23 protein-coding genes are annotated in these 23,215 nt (G+C 70.9%); 5 read left to right on the top strand and 18 right to left on the bottom strand.

The window, feature by feature from the left end; all coding sequences use genetic code 11:
- Positions 1-4 precede the first annotated feature (4 nt).
- The 9 genes from WS57_RS05905 to WS57_RS05865 form a co-directional block, all read right to left on the bottom strand.
- Complete coding sequence (locus tag WS57_RS05905; protein ID WP_009695636.1) at positions 5-748, bottom strand: GntR family transcriptional regulator; 744 nt, start codon at positions 746-748, stop codon at positions 5-7.
- A gap of 42 nt (positions 749-790) precedes the next feature.
- Positions 791-1,564: an SDR family NAD(P)-dependent oxidoreductase gene (locus tag WS57_RS05900; protein ID WP_009695635.1), complete on the bottom strand. Its 774-nt coding sequence runs from the start codon at positions 1,562-1,564 to the stop codon at positions 791-793.
- A 31-nt stretch (positions 1,565-1,595) separates the two neighbouring features.
- Complete coding sequence (locus WS57_RS05895; RefSeq protein ID WP_059517242.1) at positions 1,596-3,176, bottom strand: FadD3 family acyl-CoA ligase; 1,581 nt, start codon at positions 3,174-3,176, stop codon at positions 1,596-1,598.
- 55 nt (positions 3,177-3,231) lie between these two features.
- Positions 3,232-4,260, bottom strand: coding sequence for a ferredoxin--NADP reductase (locus WS57_RS05890; RefSeq protein WP_069243870.1), 1,029 nt, complete (start codon positions 4,258-4,260; stop codon positions 3,232-3,234).
- Positions 4,261-4,270: 10 nt separating this feature from the next.
- A complete protein-coding gene (locus WS57_RS37550) occupies positions 4,271-4,435 on the bottom strand; it encodes a hypothetical protein (RefSeq protein ID WP_167361717.1) in 165 nt (54 codons plus the stop codon).
- A gap of 128 nt (positions 4,436-4,563) precedes the next feature.
- On the bottom strand, positions 4,564-5,082 hold the full coding sequence (locus tag WS57_RS05880) for a flavin reductase family protein (protein WP_080293158.1): 519 nt from the start codon (positions 5,080-5,082) through the stop codon (positions 4,564-4,566).
- A complete protein-coding gene (locus tag WS57_RS05875; RefSeq protein ID WP_069243869.1) occupies positions 5,082-6,839 on the bottom strand; it encodes an FAD-dependent oxidoreductase in 1,758 nt (585 codons plus the stop codon). The genes WS57_RS05880 and WS57_RS05875 overlap by 1 nt, the downstream gene beginning before the upstream one ends.
- 10 nt (positions 6,840-6,849) lie before the next feature.
- Entirely contained in the window at positions 6,850-8,043 is a 1,194-nt protein-coding gene (locus WS57_RS05870; RefSeq protein WP_059517250.1) for an acyl-CoA dehydrogenase family protein, read from the bottom strand.
- Between the two features lie 231 nt (positions 8,044-8,274).
- A complete protein-coding gene (locus WS57_RS05865; RefSeq protein WP_009688436.1) occupies positions 8,275-9,414 on the bottom strand; it encodes an LLM class flavin-dependent oxidoreductase in 1,140 nt (379 codons plus the stop codon).
- 259 nt (positions 9,415-9,673) lie between these two features.
- Between WS57_RS05865 and WS57_RS05860 the strand changes: the two genes are divergently transcribed.
- A complete protein-coding gene (locus WS57_RS05860; RefSeq protein WP_009688435.1) occupies positions 9,674-10,024 on the top strand; it encodes a VOC family protein in 351 nt (116 codons plus the stop codon).
- Between the two features lie 31 nt (positions 10,025-10,055).
- Here the strand turns inward: WS57_RS05860 and WS57_RS05855 are convergent, their stop codons facing one another.
- Positions 10,056-10,919, bottom strand: coding sequence for a LysR family transcriptional regulator (locus WS57_RS05855; RefSeq protein ID WP_059480252.1), 864 nt, complete (start codon positions 10,917-10,919; stop codon positions 10,056-10,058).
- A 151-nt stretch (positions 10,920-11,070) separates the two neighbouring features.
- On the opposite strand from WS57_RS05855, the gene WS57_RS05850 reads away from it, so the two are divergent.
- On the top strand, positions 11,071-12,459 hold the full coding sequence (locus WS57_RS05850; RefSeq protein WP_059517503.1) for a DHA2 family efflux MFS transporter permease subunit: 1,389 nt from the start codon (positions 11,071-11,073) through the stop codon (positions 12,457-12,459).
- A gap of 13 nt (positions 12,460-12,472) precedes the next feature.
- On the opposite strand, the gene WS57_RS05845 is transcribed toward WS57_RS05850, so the two are convergent.
- Complete coding sequence (locus WS57_RS05845) at positions 12,473-12,853, bottom strand: DUF4377 domain-containing protein (protein WP_059517252.1); 381 nt, start codon at positions 12,851-12,853, stop codon at positions 12,473-12,475.
- A 236-nt stretch (positions 12,854-13,089) separates the two neighbouring features.
- Between WS57_RS05845 and WS57_RS05840 the strand changes: the two genes are divergently transcribed.
- Complete coding sequence (locus WS57_RS05840) at positions 13,090-14,253, top strand: helix-turn-helix transcriptional regulator (RefSeq protein ID WP_069243868.1); 1,164 nt, start codon at positions 13,090-13,092, stop codon at positions 14,251-14,253.
- A 220-nt stretch (positions 14,254-14,473) separates the two neighbouring features.
- Entirely contained in the window at positions 14,474-15,667 is a 1,194-nt protein-coding gene (locus WS57_RS05835; protein ID WP_069243867.1) for a tyrosine-type recombinase/integrase, read from the top strand.
- 211 nt (positions 15,668-15,878) lie between these two features.
- Here WS57_RS05835 and WS57_RS05830 read toward each other — a convergent pair whose 3' ends face one another.
- The 7 genes from WS57_RS05830 to WS57_RS05800 form a co-directional block, all read right to left on the bottom strand.
- Positions 15,879-16,097: a YXWGXW repeat-containing protein gene (locus tag WS57_RS05830; RefSeq protein ID WP_069244344.1), complete on the bottom strand. Its 219-nt coding sequence runs from the start codon at positions 16,095-16,097 to the stop codon at positions 15,879-15,881.
- Between the two features lie 44 nt (positions 16,098-16,141).
- Positions 16,142-17,299: a DUF1501 domain-containing protein gene (locus tag WS57_RS05825; RefSeq protein ID WP_069243866.1), complete on the bottom strand. Its 1,158-nt coding sequence runs from the start codon at positions 17,297-17,299 to the stop codon at positions 16,142-16,144.
- Positions 17,300-17,301: 2 nt separating this feature from the next.
- The gene (locus WS57_RS05820; protein WP_059517257.1) at positions 17,302-18,696 is read right to left on the bottom strand and encodes a DUF1800 domain-containing protein; all 1,395 of its coding nucleotides are present in this window, start codon (positions 18,694-18,696) and stop codon (positions 17,302-17,304) included.
- A 301-nt stretch (positions 18,697-18,997) separates the two neighbouring features.
- Positions 18,998-19,501 (bottom strand): periplasmic heavy metal sensor, encoded by a 504-nt coding sequence (locus WS57_RS05815; RefSeq protein ID WP_059605619.1) that lies wholly within the window; start codon positions 19,499-19,501, stop codon positions 18,998-19,000.
- Complete coding sequence (locus tag WS57_RS05810; RefSeq protein WP_040131680.1) at positions 19,498-19,914, bottom strand: hypothetical protein; 417 nt, start codon at positions 19,912-19,914, stop codon at positions 19,498-19,500. Before WS57_RS05810 ends, WS57_RS05815 begins: the two co-directional genes overlap by 4 nt.
- Positions 19,911-20,666, bottom strand: a complete 756-nt coding sequence (locus WS57_RS05805) for an RNA polymerase sigma factor (protein ID WP_081056830.1) — start codon at positions 20,664-20,666, stop codon at positions 19,911-19,913. The genes WS57_RS05810 and WS57_RS05805 overlap by 4 nt, the downstream gene beginning before the upstream one ends.
- A gap of 216 nt (positions 20,667-20,882) precedes the next feature.
- Entirely contained in the window at positions 20,883-21,182 is a 300-nt protein-coding gene (locus WS57_RS05800; protein ID WP_040131679.1) for a YXWGXW repeat-containing protein, read from the bottom strand.
- A gap of 332 nt (positions 21,183-21,514) precedes the next feature.
- Between WS57_RS05800 and WS57_RS05795 the strand changes: the two genes are divergently transcribed.
- A complete protein-coding gene (locus WS57_RS05795; RefSeq protein ID WP_059480242.1) occupies positions 21,515-23,203 on the top strand; it encodes a purple acid phosphatase family protein in 1,689 nt (562 codons plus the stop codon).
- Positions 23,204-23,215: the final 12 nt, after the last annotated feature.

Raw genomic sequence — 23,215 nt, 5'->3', positions numbered from 1 at the left:
CCCGCTACGAACGCTCGCCGGCGCGCCGGCTCAGTCGCGTGACGAAGCGAATCAGGTCGCCGCGGTAGTAGAGCTTCTCGAAGTCGATCGGCCGATGCGCGTGCGTGTGCGACGTACGCTCGATCAGGAAGACCGGACTGCCGGGCGCGATCGCGAGCGCCTGCGCAACCTCCGGCGGCGCCGCGACGGCCTCGAGGCGGTATTCGGCATCGACGAGCGGCACGTCGTAGCGCTCCTCGAGCAACGAGAAGATCGGCTCGACCTCCAGATCGTGCGCGACGATCTGCTCGCCGAGTTCGCGCGGCAGGTAGGTTTCGTCGAACGACACCGCGACGCCGTCGGCCAGGCGCACGCGCCGGATCCGCATCACGTCGGTGCCGGGCGGCAGCGCCAGTTGCCGCGCGACCGCGGCATCGGCCGTGACGATCCGCTGGTCGACGAGCCGCGCGGTCGGGGTACGCCCGAGCGCGTGCATGTCCTCGACGAAGCCGGTCAGCTCCGTCAATTCCTGCGTGATCTTCGGCTCCGCGACGAAGGTGCCCTTGCCGCGCCGGATCTCGACGAGACCGCGCGCAACGAGATTTTCGACCGCCTTGCGCACGGTCGTCCGGCTGACGCCGAAGCGCTCGATCAGGCGCTCCTCGGCCGGAAGCTGGCTGCCCGGCGGCAGCGCGGAGCTGGAGATTTCGGCGGCCAGCGCGGCCTCGACTTTCGTATAGAGCGGCGCGGTGTCGGATTCAGGTTTCATGGGAGACATCATGACGTCACGACGTCATGATGTCAACCGTCGCTACAGCCCGTAGCCGCCCGACACATTCAACTGCTGCCCCGTGATGTAACCGGCCCGGTCCGACGCCAGAAACACCGCCGCGCGGCCGACGTCATGCGCCTTCCCCCAGCGCTTGAGCGCGAGCATCTTCTGCGTTTCGTCGATCCATGCCTGGTCGAACTGCCCCTGTTCGAGCAGCACCGGGAACATCCCCGCCTCGATCACGCCCACCAGGACCGAGTTCGCGCGAATGTTGTAGCGGCCTTCCTCGCGCGCGAGCCCCTTGACCAGCGCCTCGTTCGCCGCCTTCGGCGCGACCGACAAGCCGTCGCGATCGGGCCAGCGCAGATGGCCGGCCGAGCCGAGCGTCACGAACGAGCCGCCGCCCGACGCGCGGAAATGCGGCAGCACCGCCTTCGCCGCGCCGAAGAAGCCGATCGTCTCGACCTCGATCGCGCGGCGCCAGTCGTCGCGCGTCATGTCGCCGATATGGCGCTGGTTCGCGAGCGGGCCGGCCGCCCACACGACCGTATGCACGCGGCCGTGTGCATCGATCGCGGCCGCGAGCGCCGCGTCGAGCTGGGCGGGGTCGGTCACGTCGACGCGATGCGTGCTCGCCGCGACGCCTTCGCCGCGGATATCGCGCGCCACACGCTCGGCCACGTCAGCCTTGCTCCGATAGCCAAGCGCGACCGGCACGCCGGCGCGCGCGAATTCGAGCGCGACGCCCTGCCCGATCCCGCCGCTGCCGCCGAACACCAGCACCGCGCCCTGCGGAAATCCGTTGTCGTTCATGCGTTCATCCGTTGAAGTGGCGCGGCAACGCTCAGGCCGCCGCTTCGGTATCGGCGCGCAGCCGGTACTTCAGCACCTTGCCGGCCGCGCTCGTCGGCAATTGCTCGACGAAGGTGAAGTGCCGCGGCACCTTGTAGTTCGCCATGTTGCGGCGCGCCCAGTCGTTCAGTTCGTCGGCGTCCGCGTGTGCGCCCGACCGCAGCACGACGTATGCGTGCCCGACTTCGCCGAGCCGCGCATCGGGCACGCCGACCAGCGCGACCTGCGCGATCGCCGGATGCGCGGCGAGCAGCCGCTCGATCTCGGCCGGATAGCAGTTGAAGCCGCCGACGATGAACATGTCCTTGATCCGGTCGGTGATCTTCAGGTTGCCGTTCGCGTCGACGCAGCCGAGATCGCCGGTATGCAACCAGCCGTCCGCGTCGACGGTTTCGCGCGTCGCGTCCGGCTGGCCGAAATAGCCGCGCATCACGTTGTAGCCGCGCACCCAGATCTCGCCGGTCTGGTCCGGCCCGAGCGCCGCGCCGTCCGGTCCCGCGATGCGCAGCTCGACGCCCGGCATCGGGCGGCCCGACGTCAGCGCGACCGTCTGCGCGTCGTCGCCCTGACGGCACAGGGTCGCGAAGCCGCACGACTCCGTCAGCCCGTAGCCGGTCAGCACCGTCTCGAAGCCGAGCTCCGCACGCATCCGCTCGATCAGGCTCGGCGCGATCGCGGCTGCGCCCGTCACCGCGATCCGCAGTGACGACAGGTCGCGCGTCGCGCGATCGGGCGCGTCGAGCAGCGCGTAGTACAGCGTCGGCGGGCCGGGCAGCACCGACACGCGGTCGTCCGCGACGCGTCGCAGCACGTCGGCCGGCTGGAACACGAGGTGCGGCAGCACGGTCGCGCCGCTCGACAGCGCGGCCAGCCAGCCGGCCTTGTAGCCGAACGTGTGAAAGAACGGATTGACGATCAGGTAGCGATCGTCCTGGCGTACGCCGGCGATTTCCGCCCACGCCTGTGCGGCGCGCAGGTTCTGGCCGTGCGCGGTCATCACGCCCTTCGGGCGGCCGGTCGTGCCCGACGTGAACATCAGGTCCATCACGCTATCGGGCGTCACCTGCGCTTCGCGCGCACGCACCGCGTCGAGCGGAATCGCCGCGCCGCGCGCGAGAAACGTGTTCCAGGTGGCGTCGTGTGCGCCGGCCGGCGGCTCGCCGTCGAATACGATCACGCGTTCGAGCGTGGCCGGCCGATGCGGCGCGAGCATCGCCGGATAGGATTCGCCGAGGAAGGTGCCGCAGCAGAACAGCAGCCGTGCGCCGCTGTCCTGCAGGATGCCGCCGACCTCGATCCCCTTCATGCGCGTATTGATCGGTACGAGGATCGCGCCGACGGTGTGGATCGCGAGCGTCGCGACGATCCACTGCGGCAGGTTCGGCGCCCAGATCGCGACCCGGTCGCCGGCGTCGATGCCGCTCGCGAGCAGCGCGCGCGCCGCGTCGAGCCGCGCAGCATCGAGTTCCGCGTAGGTCAGCCGGCCGTGCTCCGACTCGATCGCCGGATGCGCGCCGTGGCGCGCGGCGGCCCGCGCGATCAGCGCGGGCGTGGTCAGGATTTCGTTGTCCATCGTCGTATGCATCGTCGAAACAGGAAGGTCGTACGCGCCGCCGGCGCGGCACGGCTCAATCGGGAAACACCACGCGCAGCGCAGCGCTCGCGGGTCGCGCACAACAGGCCAGCGTCCAGCCGGCGGCGATCTCGTCGTCGTCGAGCACGTGATTGCCGTCGAGCGCGACCTCGCCGCGCTCGACCCGGCACATGCACGCGCCGCACTGCCCCATCCGGCAGGAATTCGGCGCCGGCAGCCCCGCGCGCAGCATCGCGTCGAGCAGCGTCTCGCCGGGCGCGCTGTCGAACGCGAACGCCGCGCCGTCGAGCACCGTCTCGATCGCCGCGCCGTCGCCGGACGCGGCCGCCGCGGGCCCGGCCTGCGCGGGCGCATCGGGCAGCGATGCGAAGCGCTCGACATGCACGCGCGCACGCGGCAGGCCGAGGCCGAGCATCGCGGCGAGCGCGTTTTCCATGAACAGCGCCGGCCCGCAGATGAACGTCTCCTGCTGGCTGAACGGCCGCGCGAGTTCTTCGAGATGCCGCTGCTGCGGGATGCCCTGCACGCTGTCGAGCCAGTGGATCACGCGCAGCCGGCCCGGATGACGCTGGGTGAGCTGCTGCAGTTCGTCGCGAAAGATCACCGAGCGCTCGTCGCGGTTCGCGTAGATCAGCGTCAGCATCCCGCGCCCGTGCACCAGCGCCGACTTGAGGATCGACAGCACCGGCGTGATGCCGCTGCCGCCCGCGAACAGCAGCAGGTCGCCGTCGAGCGTGTGAGGCGTGAACACGCCGGCCGGCGCGAGCACGTCGAGCGCATCGCCCGCCCGCACGCGGTCGCATAGCCAGTTCGACGCGCGGCCGTCGCGCACGCGCTTGACGGTGATCTTCGGCGCGGCGTCGATGCCGGGCGCGCTCGACAGCGAATAGCAGCGCGCGACGGCCGCCTCGGCGCACGGCACGTTCACGGTCAGGAACTGCCCGGGGCGGTACGCGAACGCGTCGCGCAACGCGGCCGGCACGTCGAAGACGAACGAGCACGCGTCGTCGCTTTCGGCGATCACTTCGGCGACGGTCAGGCGGTGAAAGCGCGAATCGCTCATGGCCGGCTCCTCATGCAATGCCGACCACGCGCCGGTCGCCGTCGGTCCCGCCGGCCGCGCCGCATGCGAAGTGCGCCCGGTTCGATGCCAGCGCCGGCGCAACGCATGCGAATGCGTTCAGCACGTTCGCGGCTGCGCCGCCGAGCGCGCGCACGACGTCGCGCACGCTCGGCATGCGGGCATCGTGCGTTACGCGGCACACGGGCGGCGGCATGGACGCGATGCACGCGCCGGCGACGGGCGCGGTTTTACCGTTCGGTTTGCAGATCATGATCGTCTCTTGCTGATGCAGGAAAACGCGCGTCATGCGGCCGCACGATTCGCGGGCGCGCCGGGCGTCGTATACGCGCCGTCGAGATAGACGAGCGGATCGACGTCGCCGCTCATCAGCACCTCGCGGATGCGCCCGATGAACACCGTGTGCGTGCCGTATTCGAAGCGACCGTCCTGCTCGCAGACGAAGCTCGCCTGCGCATCGCGCAGATACGGCACGCCGAGCGACGAGGCCTGCCAGTCGCCGGTCGTGAAGCGCGCTTCGCCCTTCAGGCGACCGCTGCAGTCGATCGCGATGCCTTCGTGGCGGGCCGACAGCACGTTCACGCAGAAGCCGGCGCCCGCATCGAGCGGCGGGTGCAGCGACGCGCTGCGGTTGATGCAGATCAGCAACGAAGGCGGATCGGTCGACAGCGAGTCGACCGCCGTCGCGGACATCGAGTAGCGGCGACCGTCGTGCGCGCTGCTGATGACCGTGACGGAGCGCGCGAGGCGGCGCATCGCGAGCAGCATGTCGGTGCGCAGCGGATGGGTGGTGAGATCGCTCATCATTGGACTCCGTCAAGTTCAGTCGTGGATGGCCGGCGCGGCCGGCCGCCGGCGTCGTCCGCCGGTGCGGCCAGGTGGTCGGCGGCGATGAACCCGAAGGTCATCGCCGGACCGAGCGTCGAGCCCGCACCGGGGTAGCTCGCGCCCATCATCGACGCGCTCGTGTTGCCGATCGCGTAAAGACCGTCGATCGGCACGCCGTCCGCGCGCAGCACGCGGGCCTGCGCGTCGGTGACGAGCCCGCCCTTCGTGCCGATGTCGCCCGCGTCGATCCGCACCGCGTAGAACGGCGCCTCGTCGATCGGCCCGAGGCACGGGTTCGGCTGGTTGCGCGGATCGCCGTAGTACGTGTCGAATGCGTTGTCGCCCTTGCCGAAGGCTTCGTCGATGCCGGTCGCCGCGTAGCGCGCCATGTCGCGCAGCGTGTCGTGCAAGCCGGCCGCGTCGACGCCGATCCGCGCGGCGAGCGCATCGATCGTGTCGGCCTTCACGAGCACGTCGCGAAACGCCGCGGGGATTCGTGCGTCCGGCATCATCGAGGCGGGCATGATCGGCCCGCACGGATAGCTGCGGCGAAAACGCGCGTCGAACACCATCCACGCGGGCACGCTCGCCCCGGTGCGTGCATGGTCGCGATACATCGCCGGCACAAATTCGGAATACGGCGCCGCCTCGTTGACGAAGCGCCGGCCCTGGCCGTTGACGATCACGCAGCCCGGCAGGTTGCGCTCGACGAACAGCGCGCGCTGCTTTTCCTCGCCCGCGACGCCGACCGTCGGTGCGCCCCACACGTGTTCCATCAGCGCGAGCGCCCCGCCGAGCCGGTGCCCTTCGGCGATCGCGTCGCCGGTGTTGGCCGGCGGCGTCGCGCTCCATTCCGTGCGCGTCGGCTGCGGCAGGTAGCGCTCGCGCATCGGCTGGTTGCGCTCGAAGCCGCCCGCCGCGAGGATCACACCGCGCCGCGCGACGAGCGTCACGAGCTGGCCGAGACGCTGCGCGCGCACGCCCGTCACGCGACCGTCGGTCTCGATCAGTTCGCGCATCGGCGCATCGAGCCAGACCGGCACGTTGCGATCGAGCAGCGCGCGGCGCAGGCCGCCGACCAGCGCGTTGCCGAGCGTCAGGCGCCGGTCGCGGCGCGTGCGGCGGCGCATCCGGACATCGAGCCAGTAGCGGCCGAACTGGCCGAGCGCGAGCTTCATGAAGCCCGGCCCGCGCGAGAACAGCGTGTGCGCTTCCTTCGACGTCACCGCGACGCGTCCGCCGATCAGCGTGCCGGGCGACGGCGGCCGCAGCCGCTCGAATTCGTCGCCGAGCCGCGCGCCGTCGAACGGCAGCGGATCGAGTGCGCGATAGCCCGGCATCGCGCCCGGCAGCTTCTGGAAGTAGTCCGCGTACTTCGGCAGCGCCTGGTAGCGCACCGGCGTGTTCGCTTCGAGCCAGCGCAGCATCTGCGGCGCGTGGTCGAGATAGGCATCGAGCTTGTCGGCCGACGATGCGCCGGCCGTGCACGCATCGAGATAGCGGCGCGCCGCCTCGCGCGAGTCGGTCGCGCCGAGCTCGGCGATATGGTGGTTGCACGGCACCCAGATGCCGCCGCCCGAGATGGCCGACGTGCCGCCGTACAGCCCGGTCTTCTCGATCACGACGACGGACAGGCCGCGATCGGCCGCGCGGCACGCGGCGAGCAGCGCGCCCGCGCCCGAGCCGACGACCACGACGTCGAACACGTATTGCCGTGCTTGCGTGTCGTTCATCGCGGCCTCGTCAGATGAAGTAGTCGGTGTTTTCGCGGCCGAGCATCACGGCGCCGAGGTTCTGGCCGAAGCGGTCGACGTTGTTCGCGTAGTGCGCGCGCGCCGCGTGCAGGTCGAGGAAGCGGCGCACGAGCGGATTGCGGTGATAGATGCCGTTGCCGCCCGCATAGCGCAGCAGCGCGTTCGCGGCCTGCGCGCAGCGCTCGGCGACCTGCGCGGACTGGTAGCGGAAATGCACGCGGCGCTCGATCGACACGGCCGGGCCGCCGGTCACCGACGCCATCAGTTCCGCGAAATTGCGCCTGAGCAGCAGCTTCATCTCGTCGATCGCGACCGCCGCGTTCGCGCACGCGTTCTGCGCGCCCGGATCGTCGCTCGTCTTCGCGCCGCTGTTCGCGGACACGCGCGTCGCCGCATACGACGTGAAATCGTCGAGCGCGCCCTGCAGCGCGCCGATGCACGACGTGCAGACCGCGCGCACGAAGATCTGCGCGAACGGCAGCTTGAACAGCGGTGCGTCGTTGACCGCGAGGCCGGGGCTGGTGCCCATCATCCCGTCGATCGCCTTGTGGGTGCGGTACGCGGGCACGAACGCGTCGTCGACGACGATGTCGTGGCTGCCGGTCGCGCGCAGGCCGAGCACGTCCCAGTCCTGCTCGATCCGGTAATCGGATTTCGGCAGCAGGAAGGTGCGGTATTCGGGCGGCTGGCCGGCCTCGGCGGGCGGCACCAGCGCGCCGAGGAACACCCATTCGCACAGTTCGCTGCCGCTCGAGAACTTCCAGTGCCCGGACAGCCGGAAGCCGCCGTCGACCGGCGTCACGCGGCCGACCGGCATGTAGGTCGACGCGATCAGCGTCGCCGGGTCCTTGCCCCATACATCCTGTTGCGCGCGCTCGTCGAACAGCGCGAGCTGCCAGTTATGCACGCCGACGACGCCATACACCCACGCGGTCGACATGCAGCCGAGCGCGAGCGCCATCTGGATGTCGAAGAACGTCTGCGGATCGAGTTCGTGGCCGCCGTAGCGTTTCGGCTGCAGCACCTTGAAGAAGCCGGCGGCCTGCATGTCGGCGATCGTTTCGGCCGGAATGCGGCCCTGCGCTTCGGCCTGCGCGGCGCGGCCGGCGAGTGTCGGCGCGAGCGCCTCGGCGCGGGCGATCAGCGTGGCGGCGAGTGCGTTGGAATCGTTGTCGCGATGCACGTGTGTCTCCTGTCGATCCGGAGTTGGCGCTTTAGCGCCTACTCCGGTCCCACACAAGGTGGTCGATCCGGAGTTGGCGCTTCAGCGCCTACTCCGGTCCCATACAAGGTTGTCGATCCGGAGTTGGCGCTTTAGCGCCTACTCCGGTCCCACACAAAGTGGTCGATCCGGCGTCGGCGCTTCAGCACCCACCCCGGCCTTTTTCAATTGATCGGGCCAGCCCGCGCCGCGTCACGCGCAGGCGCGCTCCTTCACCTTGTTGAAGAACGGAATCACGTGCTCGCCGATGTTGCGGATCGTCTCCATCTGCGCGTCGTGCGGCACCGTGCCCATCTGGCACAGGAACAGCACTTCGTCGACGCCTGCTTCCTGCAGGCGGCCGACATAGCCGATGCAGTCGTCGACCGTGCCGTACGCGTGGTTAGGGTTCATCATCGCGAGCGCCGGATCGGCGAAGTTCACGACCACCTCCTCCGACGCGAAGCGCGAGCGGATCACCATCTCGCCGGTGTCGGCCTGCACGAGGTCGTCGCCCCACTTGTCCGGGTCCGGACGCTCGCCGCCCGTGTACCAGTAGGCAAGCGACTCCATGAAGTAGCGCTGGCCGCGGATGCCGATCTTGCGGGCCTTCTGGCCGTCGGCCATCACGACCGTCGGGCACAGTGCCGCCAGGTGCTGCGTCGGGCGGAAGCCGACCTGGTCTTCCGGCTTGCGGTTCGCCCACGCCTCGCGATAAACCGCGTTCTTCTTCGCGACTTCGTCCGGGCCGCCGAAGCCGAGCACCAGCGCGCCCAGCCCGCGCTGGCCCGCGCGCAGCAGCGCGTCGGTGTTCGTGCACGCGAGATACATCGGCGGATGCGGATCCTGCAGCGGCTTCGGATGGATCGGGCGCTTCGGAATCTTGATGTAGGTGCCGTCGTGCTCGATCTCGTCCTGCACGAACATCTTCGGCACGAGGTACATCGATTCGTCGATCATCGGCTGCAGTTCGTTGAGGTCGTAGCCGAACGCGCCCGCTTCCTGCTGGCTGCCGCCCTTGCCGACTCCGAAATGCACGCGGCCGCCCGACAGGATGTCGAGCAGCGCGACGCGCTCGGCGACCTTGATCGGATGGTTCATCGCCGGCGGCAGGCACACGACGCCGTGGCCCAGCCCGATGCGCGTGGTGCGGCCGGCCAGGTACGCGAGGAAGGTTTCCGGCGCGCTCATGTGCGCATAGTTGGTCAGCGACGTGTGCTCGACGCACCAGATCGTGTCGAACCCGACCTGCTCGGCGAGCAGCGCCTGCTCGACCGTTTCCTTGAACACCCGATGGTCGCCCTCGCGCGACGCGTCGGTGGTCTGGGCTTCGTAGATGAGGGAAAACTTCATTGCGTGCGTCTCCATGTATGTTGGACGAGTCGGGGTCGCGCAGGCCGTCCGCACGATACGGACGAGCAGCGACGGTCCACGGATGGAAGTGTCGGCGTGCGGGCCGGCGCGGGCATCGTCTGTTTGGAGTAACGGCGTGCGCGCGGGGACAGAGGGCTTTCACCGTCATCCGATCGGACTGCGTGGCACCGCACCCGCCGCGCTAGCATCGAACGGCGGCGCGTTGCGTGTCGCGCACCACGACAAGGGAGAGACGCAAATGAAGGTATCGATGCTGCTGTATCCGGTCGACGACATCGACACGGCATTGCCGCTGTTCGTCGACGGCCTGGGCCTCGGCGTGAAGTTTCGCGACGGCGACCGCTACTGCGCGCTCGACGGCGGCCCGCTGACGATCGCGCTGGTCGCGGGCGACGAGCAGATCGTCGAGCGCGCGGCGCTGACGCTGCGCGTCGACGAGGACGACGACCTCTACGCGGCGATGGAGCGGGTCGTGAAGGCCGGCGCGTCGGTGCGCGTGCCGGTGCAGGCCGGCCCGCACGAATACCGCGCGGTGCTGGAGGACAGGAACGGCGCGCTGCTCGTGATTTCGCAGAAGCGCGCCGCGTGACGCAGGCCGGCCGCGCGCGCGGCGGTACGCGTCACGCGGCGGCCGTGCCCGGCGCGCGCAGGTCGCTTGCCTCGAGCAGTTCGAGCAGCGTGCCGGCCGGCTGGCTGAGCCGCTTCGCGGCCAGCGCGATGAATTCGATATCGGGCAGCGCCGGCAGCGCGTCGCCATTCACGAGCGGTGCCAGGCCGCGCGTCGACAGGGCGTGCGACGTCGCGGTAAGCCCGAGCCCCGCGCGCGCCGCCGCGATGCAGCCGGGCTGGCTGCTGCTCGAACAGACGACCTCCCAGCCGATGCCTTTTTCCGCGAGCGCGTTCAGCACGACCGCACGCGTGACGCTCGGCTCGGCCACCAGCACCAGCGGCAGCGGCCGCTCCAGGTCGACCACGGTGCCGGGCCGCGCGACCCATTCGAGCCGTGCGCGCAGCAGCGGCGTGCCGCGCCGCTCGCCGAGCCGCCGCTTGCCGATCATCAGGTCGAGCGCGCCCGCGTCCAGCAGTTCATAGAGCCGGCTCGTCATGCCGGTCGTGATTTCCAGCGCGACGTCGGGGTGCGCGGCGCGGAACCCGGCGAGCACGTCCGGCAGCGCGACGAGCGCGAGGTCGTCCGGCGCGCCGAGCCTGACGCGCCCTTTCAGGCGCGGCTTGCGGAACTGCGATTCGGCGCGGTTCAGCGCCTGCAGGATCACGTTCGCATGCACGAGCAGCGCCTCGCCGTCGGCCGTCATCGCGATCGAATGCGTGTCGCGGACGAACAGCCGCCGGCCGACGCTCTCCTCGAGACGACGGATGTGTTCGCTGACGCTCGACTGGTTGAGCCCGAGCTGCCGCCCCGCTTCGGTGAAGCTGCGGCAGTTGGTGACGGTCGCGAACGTCCTGAGCCAGACGGGATTGAGCATCCCGCATTGTCATCGGCATTACCGATGACAGTCAACGTCTTAAGGCAGCTTCCCGATGACCGGCGGAATCGGTACCATCGAGCGCTTGAAGGATCGGCCGGCCGCCGCAAGCGCCTCGCCGCCGGTCCGGCCGTCGCACCACGAATTCGTCATGTCCCGGGAATCCTCACACTCCGCGCTGCTCTGGATCGTCGCCGCTGCGTTCTTCATGCAGTCGCTCGACACGACGATCGTCAACACTGCGCTGCCATCCATCGCGCAAGCGCTGCATGCGTCGCCGCTCGCGATGCAGCCTGTCGTGGTGGTCTATACGCTGACGATGGCGATGCTCACGCCGGCTTCGGGCTGGCTCGCCGACCGCTTCGGCACGCGCCGCGTGTTCTCGCTCGCGATCCTCGTGTTCGTGCTCGCGTCGGTGGGCTGCGCGGCGTCGCATACGCTCGGCCAGCTGGTGGCCGCGCGCGCGATACAGGGCATCGGCGGCTCGATGCTGCTGCCGATCGGGCGGCTCGCCGTGCTGCGCCGCGTGCCGGGCGAACAGTACGTGTCGGCGCTCGCGTTCGTGTCGATCGCCGCGCAGCTCGGGCCGATCGTCGGGCCGACGCTCGGCGGCTGGCTTACGCAGGCGATCTCGTGGCATTGGGTATTCATCGTCAACGTGCCGGTCGGCGCGATCGGCCTCGTCGCGGTGCAGCGCTACCTGCCGCACGACCAGGCGACGCAGCCGCCGCGCTTCGACTTCGTCGGCTGTGCGCTGCTGTCGGTCGCGATGGCCGCGCTGTCGCTCGCGATCGACCCGCCGATGCCCGCGCATCGCGGCGCGTGGTCGGCCGGGCTGGCCGCCGTCGGGCTGGCGAGCGCGCTCGCCTACCTGCCGCACGCGCGGCGCCGCGCGCAGCCGCTGTTCCGGCTCGGGCTGTTCCGCGAGCCGAACTTCGGTTCGGGGCTGCTCGGCAACCTGCTGTGCCGGATCGGCACGAGCGCGCTGCCGTTCATGCTGCCGCTGCTGATGCAGGTGCAGCTCGGCTATACGCCGCTGCAATCGGGGCTGATGATGCTGCCGGCCGCGATCGCGGGCGTGATCGCGAAGCGCTGGATCGCGCCGCTCGTGAAGCGCTTCGGCTATGCGGCGTTTCTGGTCGTGAATACGGGGATCGTCGGCGGCGCGATCGCGGGGTTCGCGCTGGTGTCGGCGCGGCCCGCGCCGGCGCTGGAAATCGCGTTGCTGGTGGTGTTCGGCGCGGCCAATTCGATGCAGTTCGCCGCGATGAACAGCGTGACGCTCAAGGGCCTGTCGCATGCCGATGCCGCGAGCGGCAACAGCCTGTTCACGATGATGCAGATGCTCGCGATGGGCCTCGGCGTGTCGATCGGCGGCGGCCTGATCAACCTGTTCGCCGCGCTGTGCGGATCGACGGCGAGCGGCTTCATGCTGTCGTTCGTCTGCATGGGCGCGGTCACGCTGCTGTCGTCGCTGGTGTTCCGGCGCATCGATACGGCGGCGCCGGCGCACCCGGCGGTGTCGCAACCGTCCGCGTAGCCGCGCCCGCCCGTCAGTTCGCCGGGCGGCGCTCGACGACGCGCTTGAGCACCCAGCGGATCGACGAACCGTCGGCCGGCGGCTGCGCAACGCGGTATTCGTCGATTTCGAGCGTGTACTGGTAGCCCGGCTGGTACGCGAAACCTTCGATGCCCGCGTACCAGAGGCTCCACGGTTCGTTCGGGCTGCTGCGCACCTGCATGCACGCCATCGGCGCGACGCCCGTGCAGCGCACCGGCTGCGGCGCGACGTAGACGGTCTTCGTCACGGGCCCGGCATCGGACGGACGAGCCGCGTGCGCGTCGGTCGCGGCCGCGTCGGTCTGGCATCCTGCCAGCAGCGCACCGCCGGCAATGGCGGCGGCGCCGAGCAGCGTTCGGGTCTTGCGAATCATCTGGGGTTCCTTCGGAAGCGTGGGCGGGGCGATTAGACGGACTGCTCGCCGCGAAAGTTCACAAACAGCTTACAGAAAACGCGCCGCCACCCTCATTCGCAGGATGTCCGGCGCGCGTCGGCACGCTACCGTACGCCGGTGCGGGTGCGCGCACCGCCGCCGGCGGTCCGGACGCGCATGCGCATCCGCATGCCCGGCGCACCGCGACCCGGCAGCGGCAACAGGAGACAACCCGAATGACCACGGCGCCCCCGCACCTTGCCCACTCGATGCTGACGCTCGAGCAGTTCGACGCGCTGCTCGCGAAAATCTACGAAGGCCCGCTGGAAGACGTGCCGTGGGGCGGCGCGCTGGAGCAGATCCGCGTGCACATGGAAGCCAACTACGTGACGATGATCCTGCGCTGGCCGGCCAGCGGCCACGCGGGGCTGATGATCAACGCGTCCGCGCACGGCGAGCCGCTGCCGGGCGTCGCGTCGTACAACAGCTACTATTACGCGCTCGATCCGTTCGTGAACCTGCCAAGCGATCGCGTCGTCACCGTCGACGAACTGCTCGGCATCGGCGTCTGGCGCAGCAGCGCGATGTATCGCGAATTTCTCGAACCGTTCGACGTCGGCTTCCTGATGGGCGCCGACCTGCGCACGCCGGACGGCATCGAATGCCGCTTCCGCGTGTGCCGCTCGCATCAGGCGCGGCCGTTCTCGACGCGCGACAAGGCCGTGTGCAACGCGCTGCTGCCGCACCTGAAGCGCGCGGTGCGGCTGCATGCGAAGTTCGGGATGGTCGAATCGGAGCGCACGCTGTATGCGAGCACGATCGATCGCATGCTCGTCGCCACCGCCATTCTCGACGAGCGCGGCGCGATCATGAAGACCAACACCGTCGCGGACGAGATCTTCGCCGAATGCGACGGCCTGCGCGTGCGCGCCGGCACGCTCGAAGCATCGTATCCGCTCGAGGACCGCAAGCTGCAGAAGCTGATCCGGCAGGTGCTGGCGGAGCATGCGGGCGACACGGCGTCTGTCGCGCAGGCGATCGCGGTGCCGCGCCCGTCCGGCAAGCCGCCGCTCGGCGTGCTGATCCGCACGGTCCCGCTCAGCGAATGGTCCGAGGACAATCCGCGCCGGCCGGCGTGCGCGATCTTCATCCGCGACCCCGAACGCAAGTCGCAGGCGTCGCACGACATCGTGCGCAAGCTGTTCGATCTCACGCCGGCCGAAACCACGCTGGCCCTCGCGCTCGTCAACGGGCAGACGCTCGAGGAAGCGGCCGACGCGCTCGCGATCAGCAAGAACACCGCGCGCTCGCACCTGCGCGCGATCTTTTCGAAGACCGGCGTCACGCGGCAGGCGACGCTGGTGCGCACGCTGCTGAACAGCGTGCTGTCGCTCGGATAGCGAATCGCAGGCGGCCGCTTCGACGCGCGCGCGACATCCGGCGCGCCCGTCGATCGCCGCGGCACGCATCGCCGCGCCGCCGGCGCATCGCGGGTCGCCAGCCCCGGACCCATCGTGTACCATCGGCGCTTCCGTCCCGATACGTTTCATCGCGCGACGCCGCCGGCCCGGCGGTCGACGACCTCGACCGGCCGCGACGCCCGCCGCGTCCCTGTCCCGCATGCTGCCACCCGCTCCATCCGACGCCGTGCTGCGCCCGCTGCCGATCGATACGCTGATCGTGCCGGCCGCGCTCGACGGGCGCGCCGGCACGAACCGCGCAACAGGCGCGCACGCGCAGATCGCCGCGCGCAACGATCTCGACGCGGTGCGCGCGTGGCTCGCGCGCTTCGTCGATACGCCGACCACGTTCCAGAACTATCGCAAGGAAGCCGAGCGCCTGCTGTTATGGGCGCTGATCGGATGCGGCAAGCCGCTGTCGTCGCTCACGCACGAGGATCTCCTCGTCTACCGGCAGTTCCTGCTCGCGCCTGCGCCCGCCGAGCTGTGGTGCGCGAACGGCGGCCGCAAGCATCCGCGCGGCGATCCGCGCTGGCGGCCGTTCTACGGACCGCTGTCGGCGGCCAGCCAGCGGCAGGCGATGGTGATCCTGAACGTGATGTTCTCGTGGCTCGTGCAGGCCGGCTATCTGGCCGGCAATCCGCTCGCGCTGTCGCGGCAGCGACAGCGCCGACCCGCGCCGCGCGTCACGCGCCATCTCGGCGCGCCGCTGTGGCAGTCGGTGAAGGACGCGATCGCCGCGATGCCGCGCGACGATGCGCGCGCGTGCATGCACGCGGACCGCGCGCGCTGGCTGTTCACGCTGCTGTATCTCGGCGGCTTGCGCATCAGCGAAGCGGCCGACACGACGATGGGCCGGTTCTTCTGCCGGCGCGACGTGACCGGGCGCGAACGCTGGTGGCTCGACGTGACGGGCAAAGGCGGCCGGCAGCGCCTCGTGCCGGCCACCGACGAGATGATGGCCGAACTCGCGCGCTACCGCCGCGCGCACGGTCTCGCCGCGCTGCCGACCGACGGCGAGGACACGCCGCTCGTGCTGCCGGTCGGCCGCACGCGCAGGCCGCTCACGCGCGCGGCGCTGCACCGGATCGTCAAGCAGGTGTTCGCGCTCGCTGCGCAGCGGCTGCGCGCGCAAGGCGAAGCCGGCGCGCAACAGGCGTGCGTGCTCGAACAGGCGTCCGCGCACTGGCTGCGCCACAGCGCGGGTTCGCATATGGCCGACGGGCGCGTCGATTTGCGGCTCGTGCGCGACAACCTCGGGCACGCATCGCTCACGACGACGAGCCAGTATCTGCACGCGGACGACGACTGGCGCCATCGCGAAACCGAGGAGAAGCACCGGATCGGGTGGTAAGCGCTCGGGGCGCGGGCGCCGACGCCTCGCGCCGGGATTCATCGGCGCCCGACTTCAAGCCCGCCGAAGCCGCCGTTGCCGCGGCACGCGCCCGCGGTCGCGCTCGCTTGGCACGGACCCACGCGCCGGCACGCCCGTCCGCGGAATCCGCAAGCTTTGGCAAACGCGCATTCCGGTTCGATACGCGCTCCACGACGTGCGCCCCGCCGGGTCAATACACGGCCACCCAGTGCCCGGGCACCCAGGCCCAGTGATTGCCGGCCCATCGGTAATGCCCTTTCGCCCAGCGATAGCCGGGCGCGGGCGGCGGGGGCGGCACTTCGGCAACCGGCGCCGGCTGCGGCGGCCGCACGGGCTCGACCACGCACGCGGACATCAGCGCGGCGCTCGCCACCACCAGTACGGCAAGCGAAACGGTTCGGATCGTCATCATGGGTTCTCCCTGTCGTGAAAGCGGCGGACCAACGCGCGAGCTCATGCGGCGTCGCGAATCAGTCCCGTCATCGGCCGCGGCGCGCCGCTGTCGGCAAACAGCACGGACGCGGTGCGGCCGGGATCGAGCCGCAGGCTTTCGGCGGCGGCGCCCGCGATCAGCGCGTCGAGCGACGCGGTCGGCTTCAGGTCGCGCCCCTCGTACAGATCGCCCGGGCGCAGCCCCGGCCAGTCGGCGACGACGCGCCCGCCCGCGACGGCGCCGCCCGCCAGCATCGCGACCGACGCCTGCCCGTGATCGGTGCCGTCCGTGCCGTTCGCGGCGGCGGTGCGGCCGAACTCGGTGGCGACCAGCACCGTGGTCTGCCGCCACGCGGGCCCGAGGCCGTCGCGCAGCGCGGCGAGCATCGTGTCGAGCGCCTTCAGCTGGTTGCCGAGCCGCGCGTTCTGCGCGCTGTGCGTATCCCAGCCGCCGGTCTCGATCATCGCGATGCGCGGGCCGTCGTCGCGCGCGAGAAACGTCGCGGCGAGCTTGCCGACGCCGGCCGGATCCTGCCGCGCATGCGCGTCTCCGGCAAGGCCGCGCGCGGCCATCGCGGCCTGCCACAGCGGCGCGAGCTGCGCATCGGCGGCATACAGCGACGACACGCGCGTCAGCAGGTCGTCCGGTGCGGCGGGCAGGCCCGACGGCGCATACGACGCAGCCTGCACGCCGCCGCGCAGCGCGAGCGGCACGGTCGGCGCGAACGCGATCGCGCTGTCGCGCGTCGCCGGCAGCATCCCCGCGAGCCGGTTCAGCCAGCCGTCCTTGACCTGGTACGGCGCGCGGCCGCCGGTCTCGAGCACGTTCTGGCCGTCGAAATGCGAGCGGTCGCGATACGGCGACGCGATCGCATGAACGAACAGCGCCTGCCCGTCGCGATACAGCTGCGCGGTGTGCGCGAGCGACGGATGCAGCGCGAACGTGCCGTCGAGCCGCGTGGCCGTCGACGCGCCGATCGCCAGCGCGCCGCGCAGCCCCGCATAAGCCGGCTCCGCATACGGGACGACGATGTTCAGGCCGTCGGCCGCGCCGCGCTGGATCACGAACACGAAGCGCCGCTCGGTCGCGACGTTCGCGAACACGACGCGCGGCGCGACGAGCATCGCGCCTGCGCCGGCGGCCGCGACGCGCAGGAAGTGTCGGCGGGACAAGGTCATGGTCATCTCCGTTGAAAATCGGGCGACACGAGCAGCAGCGCGAGCGACGTGGTCGCGCTTTCCGCATGCGCCAGCGCGGCCGCGGTCGGCGCGCTCATTGAGCCGGCGAGCAGCGTATTGCCGAGCGCGCGCGGGTCGAGCCGGTCGCCGGTGCGCGCGGCGAGCCGCTGCGCAATCTCGACACGGCGCACCAGCGCGTCGGGCGCGGCCCAGCTCGCCGCGACATCGTCGTAGCCGGCCGGCGAGCCGGGCCGCCATACGGGCTGGCCGAGCTGCGTCAGCAGCGGCGCGGCCTTCAGGTCGCCCGCATCGCGCCAGCCGAGCCCGCGCAGCGACGACACGGCCCATTCCCACGGCGTCTTGAACTTGCGGCTGACGGGCGACCATGCGTCCGGCGCATCGACGAGTGCGCGATACACGGTCGGCAGATCGCCGCCGCTCGCATCGAACGCGCGGGCGAGCCGCTCGGTGAGCGCGGGCGGCGGATTGTCGGCGACGAAATGACGGGCGAGCCGGAACGCGACGTGCCGCCCCGTGGCGCTCGAACGCGCAAGGTCGTGCAGGACCGCGCGCGCCTGCGCTTCGCCGGGCTGGTCATAGCTGCGGCCCATCACGGTGCGGACGCCCGGCTCGTGCAACTGCGGGCGGAACACGAACGCGCCGGGCGCCGCATCGCCGGGCTGCGGCCCGCGTCCGCCCGCGATGCTCCAGCCCGTCAGCGCACGCGCGAATTCGGTCACGTCGCTCTGCGTATAGCCGGTGCGGACGCCGAGCGTGTGCAGCTCCATGATCTCGCGCGCGAGGTTCTCGTTGAGCCCGCGCTTCGCCGACGGATTGCGGGCTTCGGCGCGCAATGCGGCGGGACTGTCGGGACCGGCCGAGCGCGCCTGGTCGAGAAACAGCTGCATCGCCGGATGCTGCTCGACCGCGACGAGCAGGTCCTCGAAGCGGCCGAGCACGTGTGGACGAATCGCGTCGCGCTCGAACGCGCCCGCATACGCGGCCACCTGCCCCTTGTCGACCGACACCGCGAAATGATTCGCCCAGAAATGCACGAGCCGCTCGACGAACGGCGCGGGCGTGTCGAGCGCGCTGTTCAGCCGCGCGGCGACCGCGCTGCGATACGTGTCGTAGCCGTCGCGGCGAATCGATTGCTCGGTCGCGCGCTTCGCGGCCGCGTCGTTGCCCGCGAGCGCATTGCGCGCATTCGCGAAGCGCGTGGCCAGCGTCACCGCGTCCGGCTCGGCGGCCCACGCGGCCGGCCGGGGCTCGAAACGGTCGAATTGCGCGACGAGCGACGCCTTCGGGTCGGCGGGCGGCACGTCGTCCGCGCGCGCGCCGAGACCGAAGCGGTTCAGCGCGATGGCGGCCGGCGTGGTGTCGTTCGGTTGCTCCATGACAGGCTCTCTCGCGATGCGTACCCTCGTTTAACGCGGGCCGCCGGGAAATCCGTCGCCGGGCAGGCAAATATTTTTGGGCGCGATGGCGGCAGTGACATGGCGGCGCCCGAATCCGCACGAAGGCGTGGCGCGCTGCAAGGATGGGCTGGCGTCGACGACGGACGGCGAGGGGCGGCAAGCCATGCTCGCGCGCGGCGGACTTCCGTCATCGACGCCCGCGCATGCTGTAACGCCGGCGACGCGCCATCGAACGCTCGACGCCCGTCCGTTCCAGCGTTGCGCCGCTACGCGGCGGCGCTCACGGATTCGCCTGCGCGTCCTGCCGCTTCTGCAGTTTCGGCGGCAGTCGCCAGTTGCCGCTGCGGCGCAGTCCGTCGACGAACTTCGTCCGTTCGTCCGGCGTCAGCGTCGTCGCGAAATCGACGACGCTGCGCTCGACCTGCGCGCGCAGCGCGCTGTCGGCCGCGCGCGTGCGTTCGAGCGCCGCGTCGATCGCCGGGCGATCGAGCTGCGGCGCCGCCAGCAGGTCCAGCACGGTGATCCGGCCGTCGCGCCCTTCCCGCGCGAAATCGCGACCGTCCTTGCGCGCCGCCTTCAGCGCGTCGGTGAACTGGCGCCGGCGCGCATCGGGCAGTTCGTCCGCGGCGAACCGCAGCGCCGCGCGTTGCGCGGGCGCGCCGGCCGCGCGCAGGTCGCGATGCGTGCTGAACCACTGATAGGCGCCGCCGCCGATCGCGCCGAGCATGAACACGTTCAGCACGACCGAGCCGACGAGCACGATTTTCCAGCCGCGTGCGGTCATTCGTCGCTCCCGTCGATGCCCGGTCCGCCGAACGTCGTCGTCAGATAGCCCGGTTCGTGAGCCGGCGGCGCGCTGCCGAGCATCAGCATCGACACCACGACCGCTCCCGCGAGCGCGCCGGCCAGGCCGACGCCCGCGAACGCCGCGCCCGACCACCACACGCGCCCGCGTCGCCGCGCACGATGCGGCGCGGGCGCCGTCGCCACGATGCGCTCGACGAGGGCCGGCGCGGGCGGCGCCACGCTGTCGCGCGCGAGCCAGGCGTCGAGTTCGGCGGCATCGTCGAGCGCCGCCAGCGCGTCGGCCGGATGCGCGCGCGCCCACGCCTCGGCGGCCGCGCGCTCGCCGTCCGGCCAGCGCCGCGCATCCGCGCCGTAGGCGGCGACGATGGTACGAAATCGTTCGGGTGTCATCGCTTGTCCTCGCTAGGTGAATCGCCGGCCAGTTGCGCGCGCAGGTTGCGCCGGGCACGCGCGAGCAGGCTTTCCAGCGCATCGACGGTGATGCCCATCAGGTTGGCCGCCTCCACGTTCGACAGATCCTGATAGTACTGGAGCACGAGCGCTTCCCGCTGCCGGGGCGGCAGCGCGGCGAGCGCCTGCCGCACGCGCGCATCGCGCGAGCGGTGCTCGGCGTACGCGGCCGGCTCGGGATGCGGGTCGGGCACCTCGGGCAGGCTGTCGACCGGTTCCTCGCGCCGGCCGCGCAACCGGTCGTAGCAGAGGTTCAGCACGACGCGGTGCAGCCACGTATCGAACCGCGCGCCGCCGTCGCGCCAGCCCGGCGCGTGCTTCCAGATCCGCAGGAAGGTTTCCTGTGCGACATCCTCGGCTTCCGACCGGTCGCCGAGCATGCGCGTTGCGAGCGCGAGCAGCCGCGGCAGCTTGCGCGCGACGAGCGTGCGCACGGCCGACGCGTCGCGCGCGCCGACCCGCTGCACGAGTTCCGCATCCGGATCGCCGTCGCTCAACGCAGCGCGCTCCGCGATACGACACGCCTGCGCCGCGCTGCGGCCGCCTTCGGGCTGAAGCTCATCGTCGTGCTCTCCTTGCATGCGCCGGATTGTCGGCGGATCGCGATGCGCGGCCTGCGGCCCGGCGTCGCCGCCGGCGTCGCATGCAGCATCGGCCAGGTCCGTTTCATCGACATCGCGCTCGGACTGCATACCGGTCATGTCGGCCGCTTGCCGGCGCGCTCAATATACGACGACCGGCGCGGGCCGGTAATAGGCCGGACGCGCCGGCACCACGACGCAGCCGGCGAGCACGACGGCCGCGACTGCAACGATTACGACGGTTCGGAACGGCATCGCTCGACTCGTGACGTGAGATGAGAAATCCGCCGCGCGGGCACGCCCGCCCGCGCGACGACCGGCGGGCCGTCAGGCCCAGTGGCCTGGCACCCAGCGCCAGTTCGGGCCGCGTGCGACCCAGTGTCCCGGCACCCAGTGATAGCCGGCCCGCACCACCTGCCAGTGGCCGGGGATCCACACATAGCGCCCCTGCCGCCAATGCCAGTGCCCCTGGTCCCACACGTAGCCTGCGCGCGGCGCGGGCGCGACTTCGACACGCGGCGGCGGCGGTGCGTAAGGGGCGACGATGACGGCCTGCGCGAAGGCGGCGGATGCGGCCAGCGCGGCCGCGGCGGCCACGACGACACGCAAGGAAAGAGAAAGCTTCATGACAGACTCCGAAGAAAAGGCGCCGACCGGAAGCGGTCGTTGATCCTTTAAACGACCGAGCCACGACAATCCGTCGCCGAATCCGCAAATAATTTGCCGGTGCGGCGAAGCACGCCGGCAGCCACCGGCGCGACGGCGCGCCGATCGCGGGCCGCACGCGGCGGCGCGTCGCACCGACCGCCGCGGCGCTGTCACACCGCGGCAAAACTGCCTGCCGACAATGACGCACGCCGGAATCCCGCTCGTTTCCGGTCCACGCCCCGGCCGCATGCGCGGTCGCGCCACGCCGGGCGGTCCCCTCCCTCGCGTCTCAATCAACGAAAATCCCGACCATGTCGAACCAGGACCACGATCCCATCCAGCCGAACGAGCCGGCCGCTTCCGTGTCGCGCCGCGGCTTCCTGAAACTCGCCGGCGTCTCCGGCCTCGCCACCGCCGCGGGCGGGCTCGCGGCCGCCGGCAAGGCCGCCGCGTCGAATCCGGACGGCACGCCCGAACAGGTGCACCTGACGTGGGGCAACGACCCGAGCGCCGAAGTCGTGATCTCGTGGGCGTCGCTCGCGGCGGCCGTGAACCCGCGCGCGCGCATCGTCGCGGACGGCGAACCGCCGCGCACCGTGCACGGCGTGCAGCGCCTCTACACGGACGGCCTCAACGGCGAGACGGTGTTCACCTATCACGCGCGCGTGCACGGCCTGAAGCCGAACACCCGCTACCGCTACGAACTCACGGCCGACAACGACAGCAACGCCGCGCAGCCGTTCGCCGCGACCTTCACGACCGCGCCGCGCGGCCGCGCGCCGTTCCGCTTCACGAGCTACGGCGACCTCGCGACGCCGAACGGCGCATGGGTGCTGTCGTCGCCGCAGAGCCGCTTCGCGGTGCAGGCCGTCGAGCAGTTCCAGCCGCTGTTCCATCTGCTGAACGGCGATCTCTGCTACGCGAACCTGAACCCCGCGCACCAACCCGAGGTGTGGCGCGATTTCGGCAACAACAACCAGACGTCGGCCGCGAATCGCCCCTGGATGCCCTGCCCCGGCAATCACGAAATCGAGTTCAACAACGGCCCGCAGGGGCTCGACTCGTATCTCGCGCGCTATACGCTGCCCGAGAACGGCACGCGCTTTCCGGGCCGCTGGTACAGCTTCCGCGTGAGTTCGGTGCTGTTCATCTCGCTCGACGCCGACGATGTCGTGTACCAGGATGCGGCCGCGTTCGTCGCCGGGCCCGACCCGCTCGTGCCGGCCGCGAGCACCGGCCGCCCGCCGATCGCGCCCGGCACGTCGTTCTACGTGCGCGGCTACAGCAACGGCGAGCAGACGCGCTGGCTCGAACACACGCTGCGTCACGCAGCGCACGACGACGACATCGACTGGATCGTCGTGCAGATGCACCAGGACGCGCTGAGCTCGTCGAAAACGGGCAACGGCTCGGACAAGGGCATACGCGAAGCGTGGCTGCCGCTGTTCGACCGCTACGGCGTCGACCTCGTGCTGTGCGGGCACGACCACGACTACGAGCGCAGCTATCCGGTGCGCGGCTGCAATCACCGCGCCGGCGTCGACGCGGCGACCGGCGAAGTGGTCGAGACGCTGCAGCCGCGTCCGGTGGGGCCGATCGATCCGGATCGCACGCAGTTCGACACGAGCCACGGCACGATCCACCTGATTCTCGGCGGCGGCGGCACCAGCGCGCCGCTCGACGTCTACGGCGAGAACCCGGCCACCGGCAACGCGCAGGCGAAGATCTTCACGAAGCCGAACCGGCCGGTGCCGGGCGCGGCGACGAACACGTTCGTGCGCCAGCCGGCCGACGCGCTCGAGGATGCGATCTGGTCCGCGCGCCGCGATACGGGCACCGGCTACGGCATCGCGGTGTTCGACCACGATCCGGGCAAGCCGGGCGGCCAGACGACGATCACGATGCGCTACTACCACGCGCCGGGCGCGGACCAGCATCCGACCGCACAGTACGAGCTGTTCGAGACGGTCGAACTGAGCAAGAAGCGGCGCGAACGCTGACGCGACGGGCGG

Origin of the sequence: Burkholderia pseudomultivorans, from assembly GCF_001718415.1 — a bacterium.
Taxonomy (GTDB): domain Bacteria; phylum Pseudomonadota; class Gammaproteobacteria; order Burkholderiales; family Burkholderiaceae; genus Burkholderia; species Burkholderia pseudomultivorans_A.
Note: the sequence above shows the minus strand (reverse complement) of the source record. Positions and strands in the feature narration are given on the sequence as shown.

Bases quoted from the DNA above. Each gene is read 5' to 3' on its own strand.
- WS57_RS05905 (WP_009695636.1), bottom strand. From the start codon at position 748: ATGAAACCTGAATCCGACACCGCGCCGCTCTATACGAAAGTCGAGGCC.
- WS57_RS05900 (WP_009695635.1), bottom strand. From the start codon at position 1,564: ATGAACGACAACGGATTTCCGCAGGGCGCGGTGCTGGTGTTCGGCGGC.
- WS57_RS05895 (WP_059517242.1), bottom strand. From the start codon at position 3,176: ATGGACAACGAAATCCTGACCACGCCCGCGCTGATCGCGCGGGCCGCC.
- WS57_RS05890 (WP_069243870.1), bottom strand. From the start codon at position 4,260: ATGAGCGATTCGCGCTTTCACCGCCTGACCGTCGCCGAAGTGATCGCC.
- WS57_RS37550 (WP_167361717.1), bottom strand. From the start codon at position 4,435: ATGCCGAGCGTGCGCGACGTCGTGCGCGCGCTCGGCGGCGCAGCCGCG.
- WS57_RS05880 (WP_080293158.1), bottom strand. From the start codon at position 5,082: ATGAGCGATCTCACCACCCATCCGCTGCGCACCGACATGCTGCTCGCG.
- WS57_RS05875 (WP_069243869.1), bottom strand. From the start codon at position 6,839: ATGAACGACACGCAAGCACGGCAATACGTGTTCGACGTCGTGGTCGTC.
- WS57_RS05865 (WP_009688436.1), bottom strand. From the start codon at position 9,414: ATGAAGTTTTCCCTCATCTACGAAGCCCAGACCACCGACGCGTCGCGC.
- WS57_RS05860 (WP_009688435.1), top strand. From the start codon at position 9,674: ATGAAGGTATCGATGCTGCTGTATCCGGTCGACGACATCGACACGGCA.
- WS57_RS05855 (WP_059480252.1), bottom strand. From the start codon at position 10,919: ATGCTCAATCCCGTCTGGCTCAGGACGTTCGCGACCGTCACCAACTGC.
- WS57_RS05850 (WP_059517503.1), top strand. From the start codon at position 11,071: ATGTCCCGGGAATCCTCACACTCCGCGCTGCTCTGGATCGTCGCCGCT.
- WS57_RS05845 (WP_059517252.1), bottom strand. From the start codon at position 12,853: ATGATTCGCAAGACCCGAACGCTGCTCGGCGCCGCCGCCATTGCCGGC.
- WS57_RS05840 (WP_069243868.1), top strand. From the start codon at position 13,090: ATGACCACGGCGCCCCCGCACCTTGCCCACTCGATGCTGACGCTCGAG.
- WS57_RS05835 (WP_069243867.1), top strand. From the start codon at position 14,474: ATGCTGCCACCCGCTCCATCCGACGCCGTGCTGCGCCCGCTGCCGATC.
- WS57_RS05830 (WP_069244344.1), bottom strand. From the start codon at position 16,097: ATGACGATCCGAACCGTTTCGCTTGCCGTACTGGTGGTGGCGAGCGCC.
- WS57_RS05825 (WP_069243866.1), bottom strand. From the start codon at position 17,299: ATGACCTTGTCCCGCCGACACTTCCTGCGCGTCGCGGCCGCCGGCGCA.
- WS57_RS05820 (WP_059517257.1), bottom strand. From the start codon at position 18,696: ATGGAGCAACCGAACGACACCACGCCGGCCGCCATCGCGCTGAACCGC.
- WS57_RS05815 (WP_059605619.1), bottom strand. From the start codon at position 19,501: ATGACCGCACGCGGCTGGAAAATCGTGCTCGTCGGCTCGGTCGTGCTG.
- WS57_RS05810 (WP_040131680.1), bottom strand. From the start codon at position 19,914: ATGACACCCGAACGATTTCGTACCATCGTCGCCGCCTACGGCGCGGAT.
- WS57_RS05805 (WP_081056830.1), bottom strand. From the start codon at position 20,666: ATGCAGTCCGAGCGCGATGTCGATGAAACGGACCTGGCCGATGCTGCA.
- WS57_RS05800 (WP_040131679.1), bottom strand. From the start codon at position 21,182: ATGAAGCTTTCTCTTTCCTTGCGTGTCGTCGTGGCCGCCGCGGCCGCG.
- WS57_RS05795 (WP_059480242.1), top strand. From the start codon at position 21,515: ATGTCGAACCAGGACCACGATCCCATCCAGCCGAACGAGCCGGCCGCT.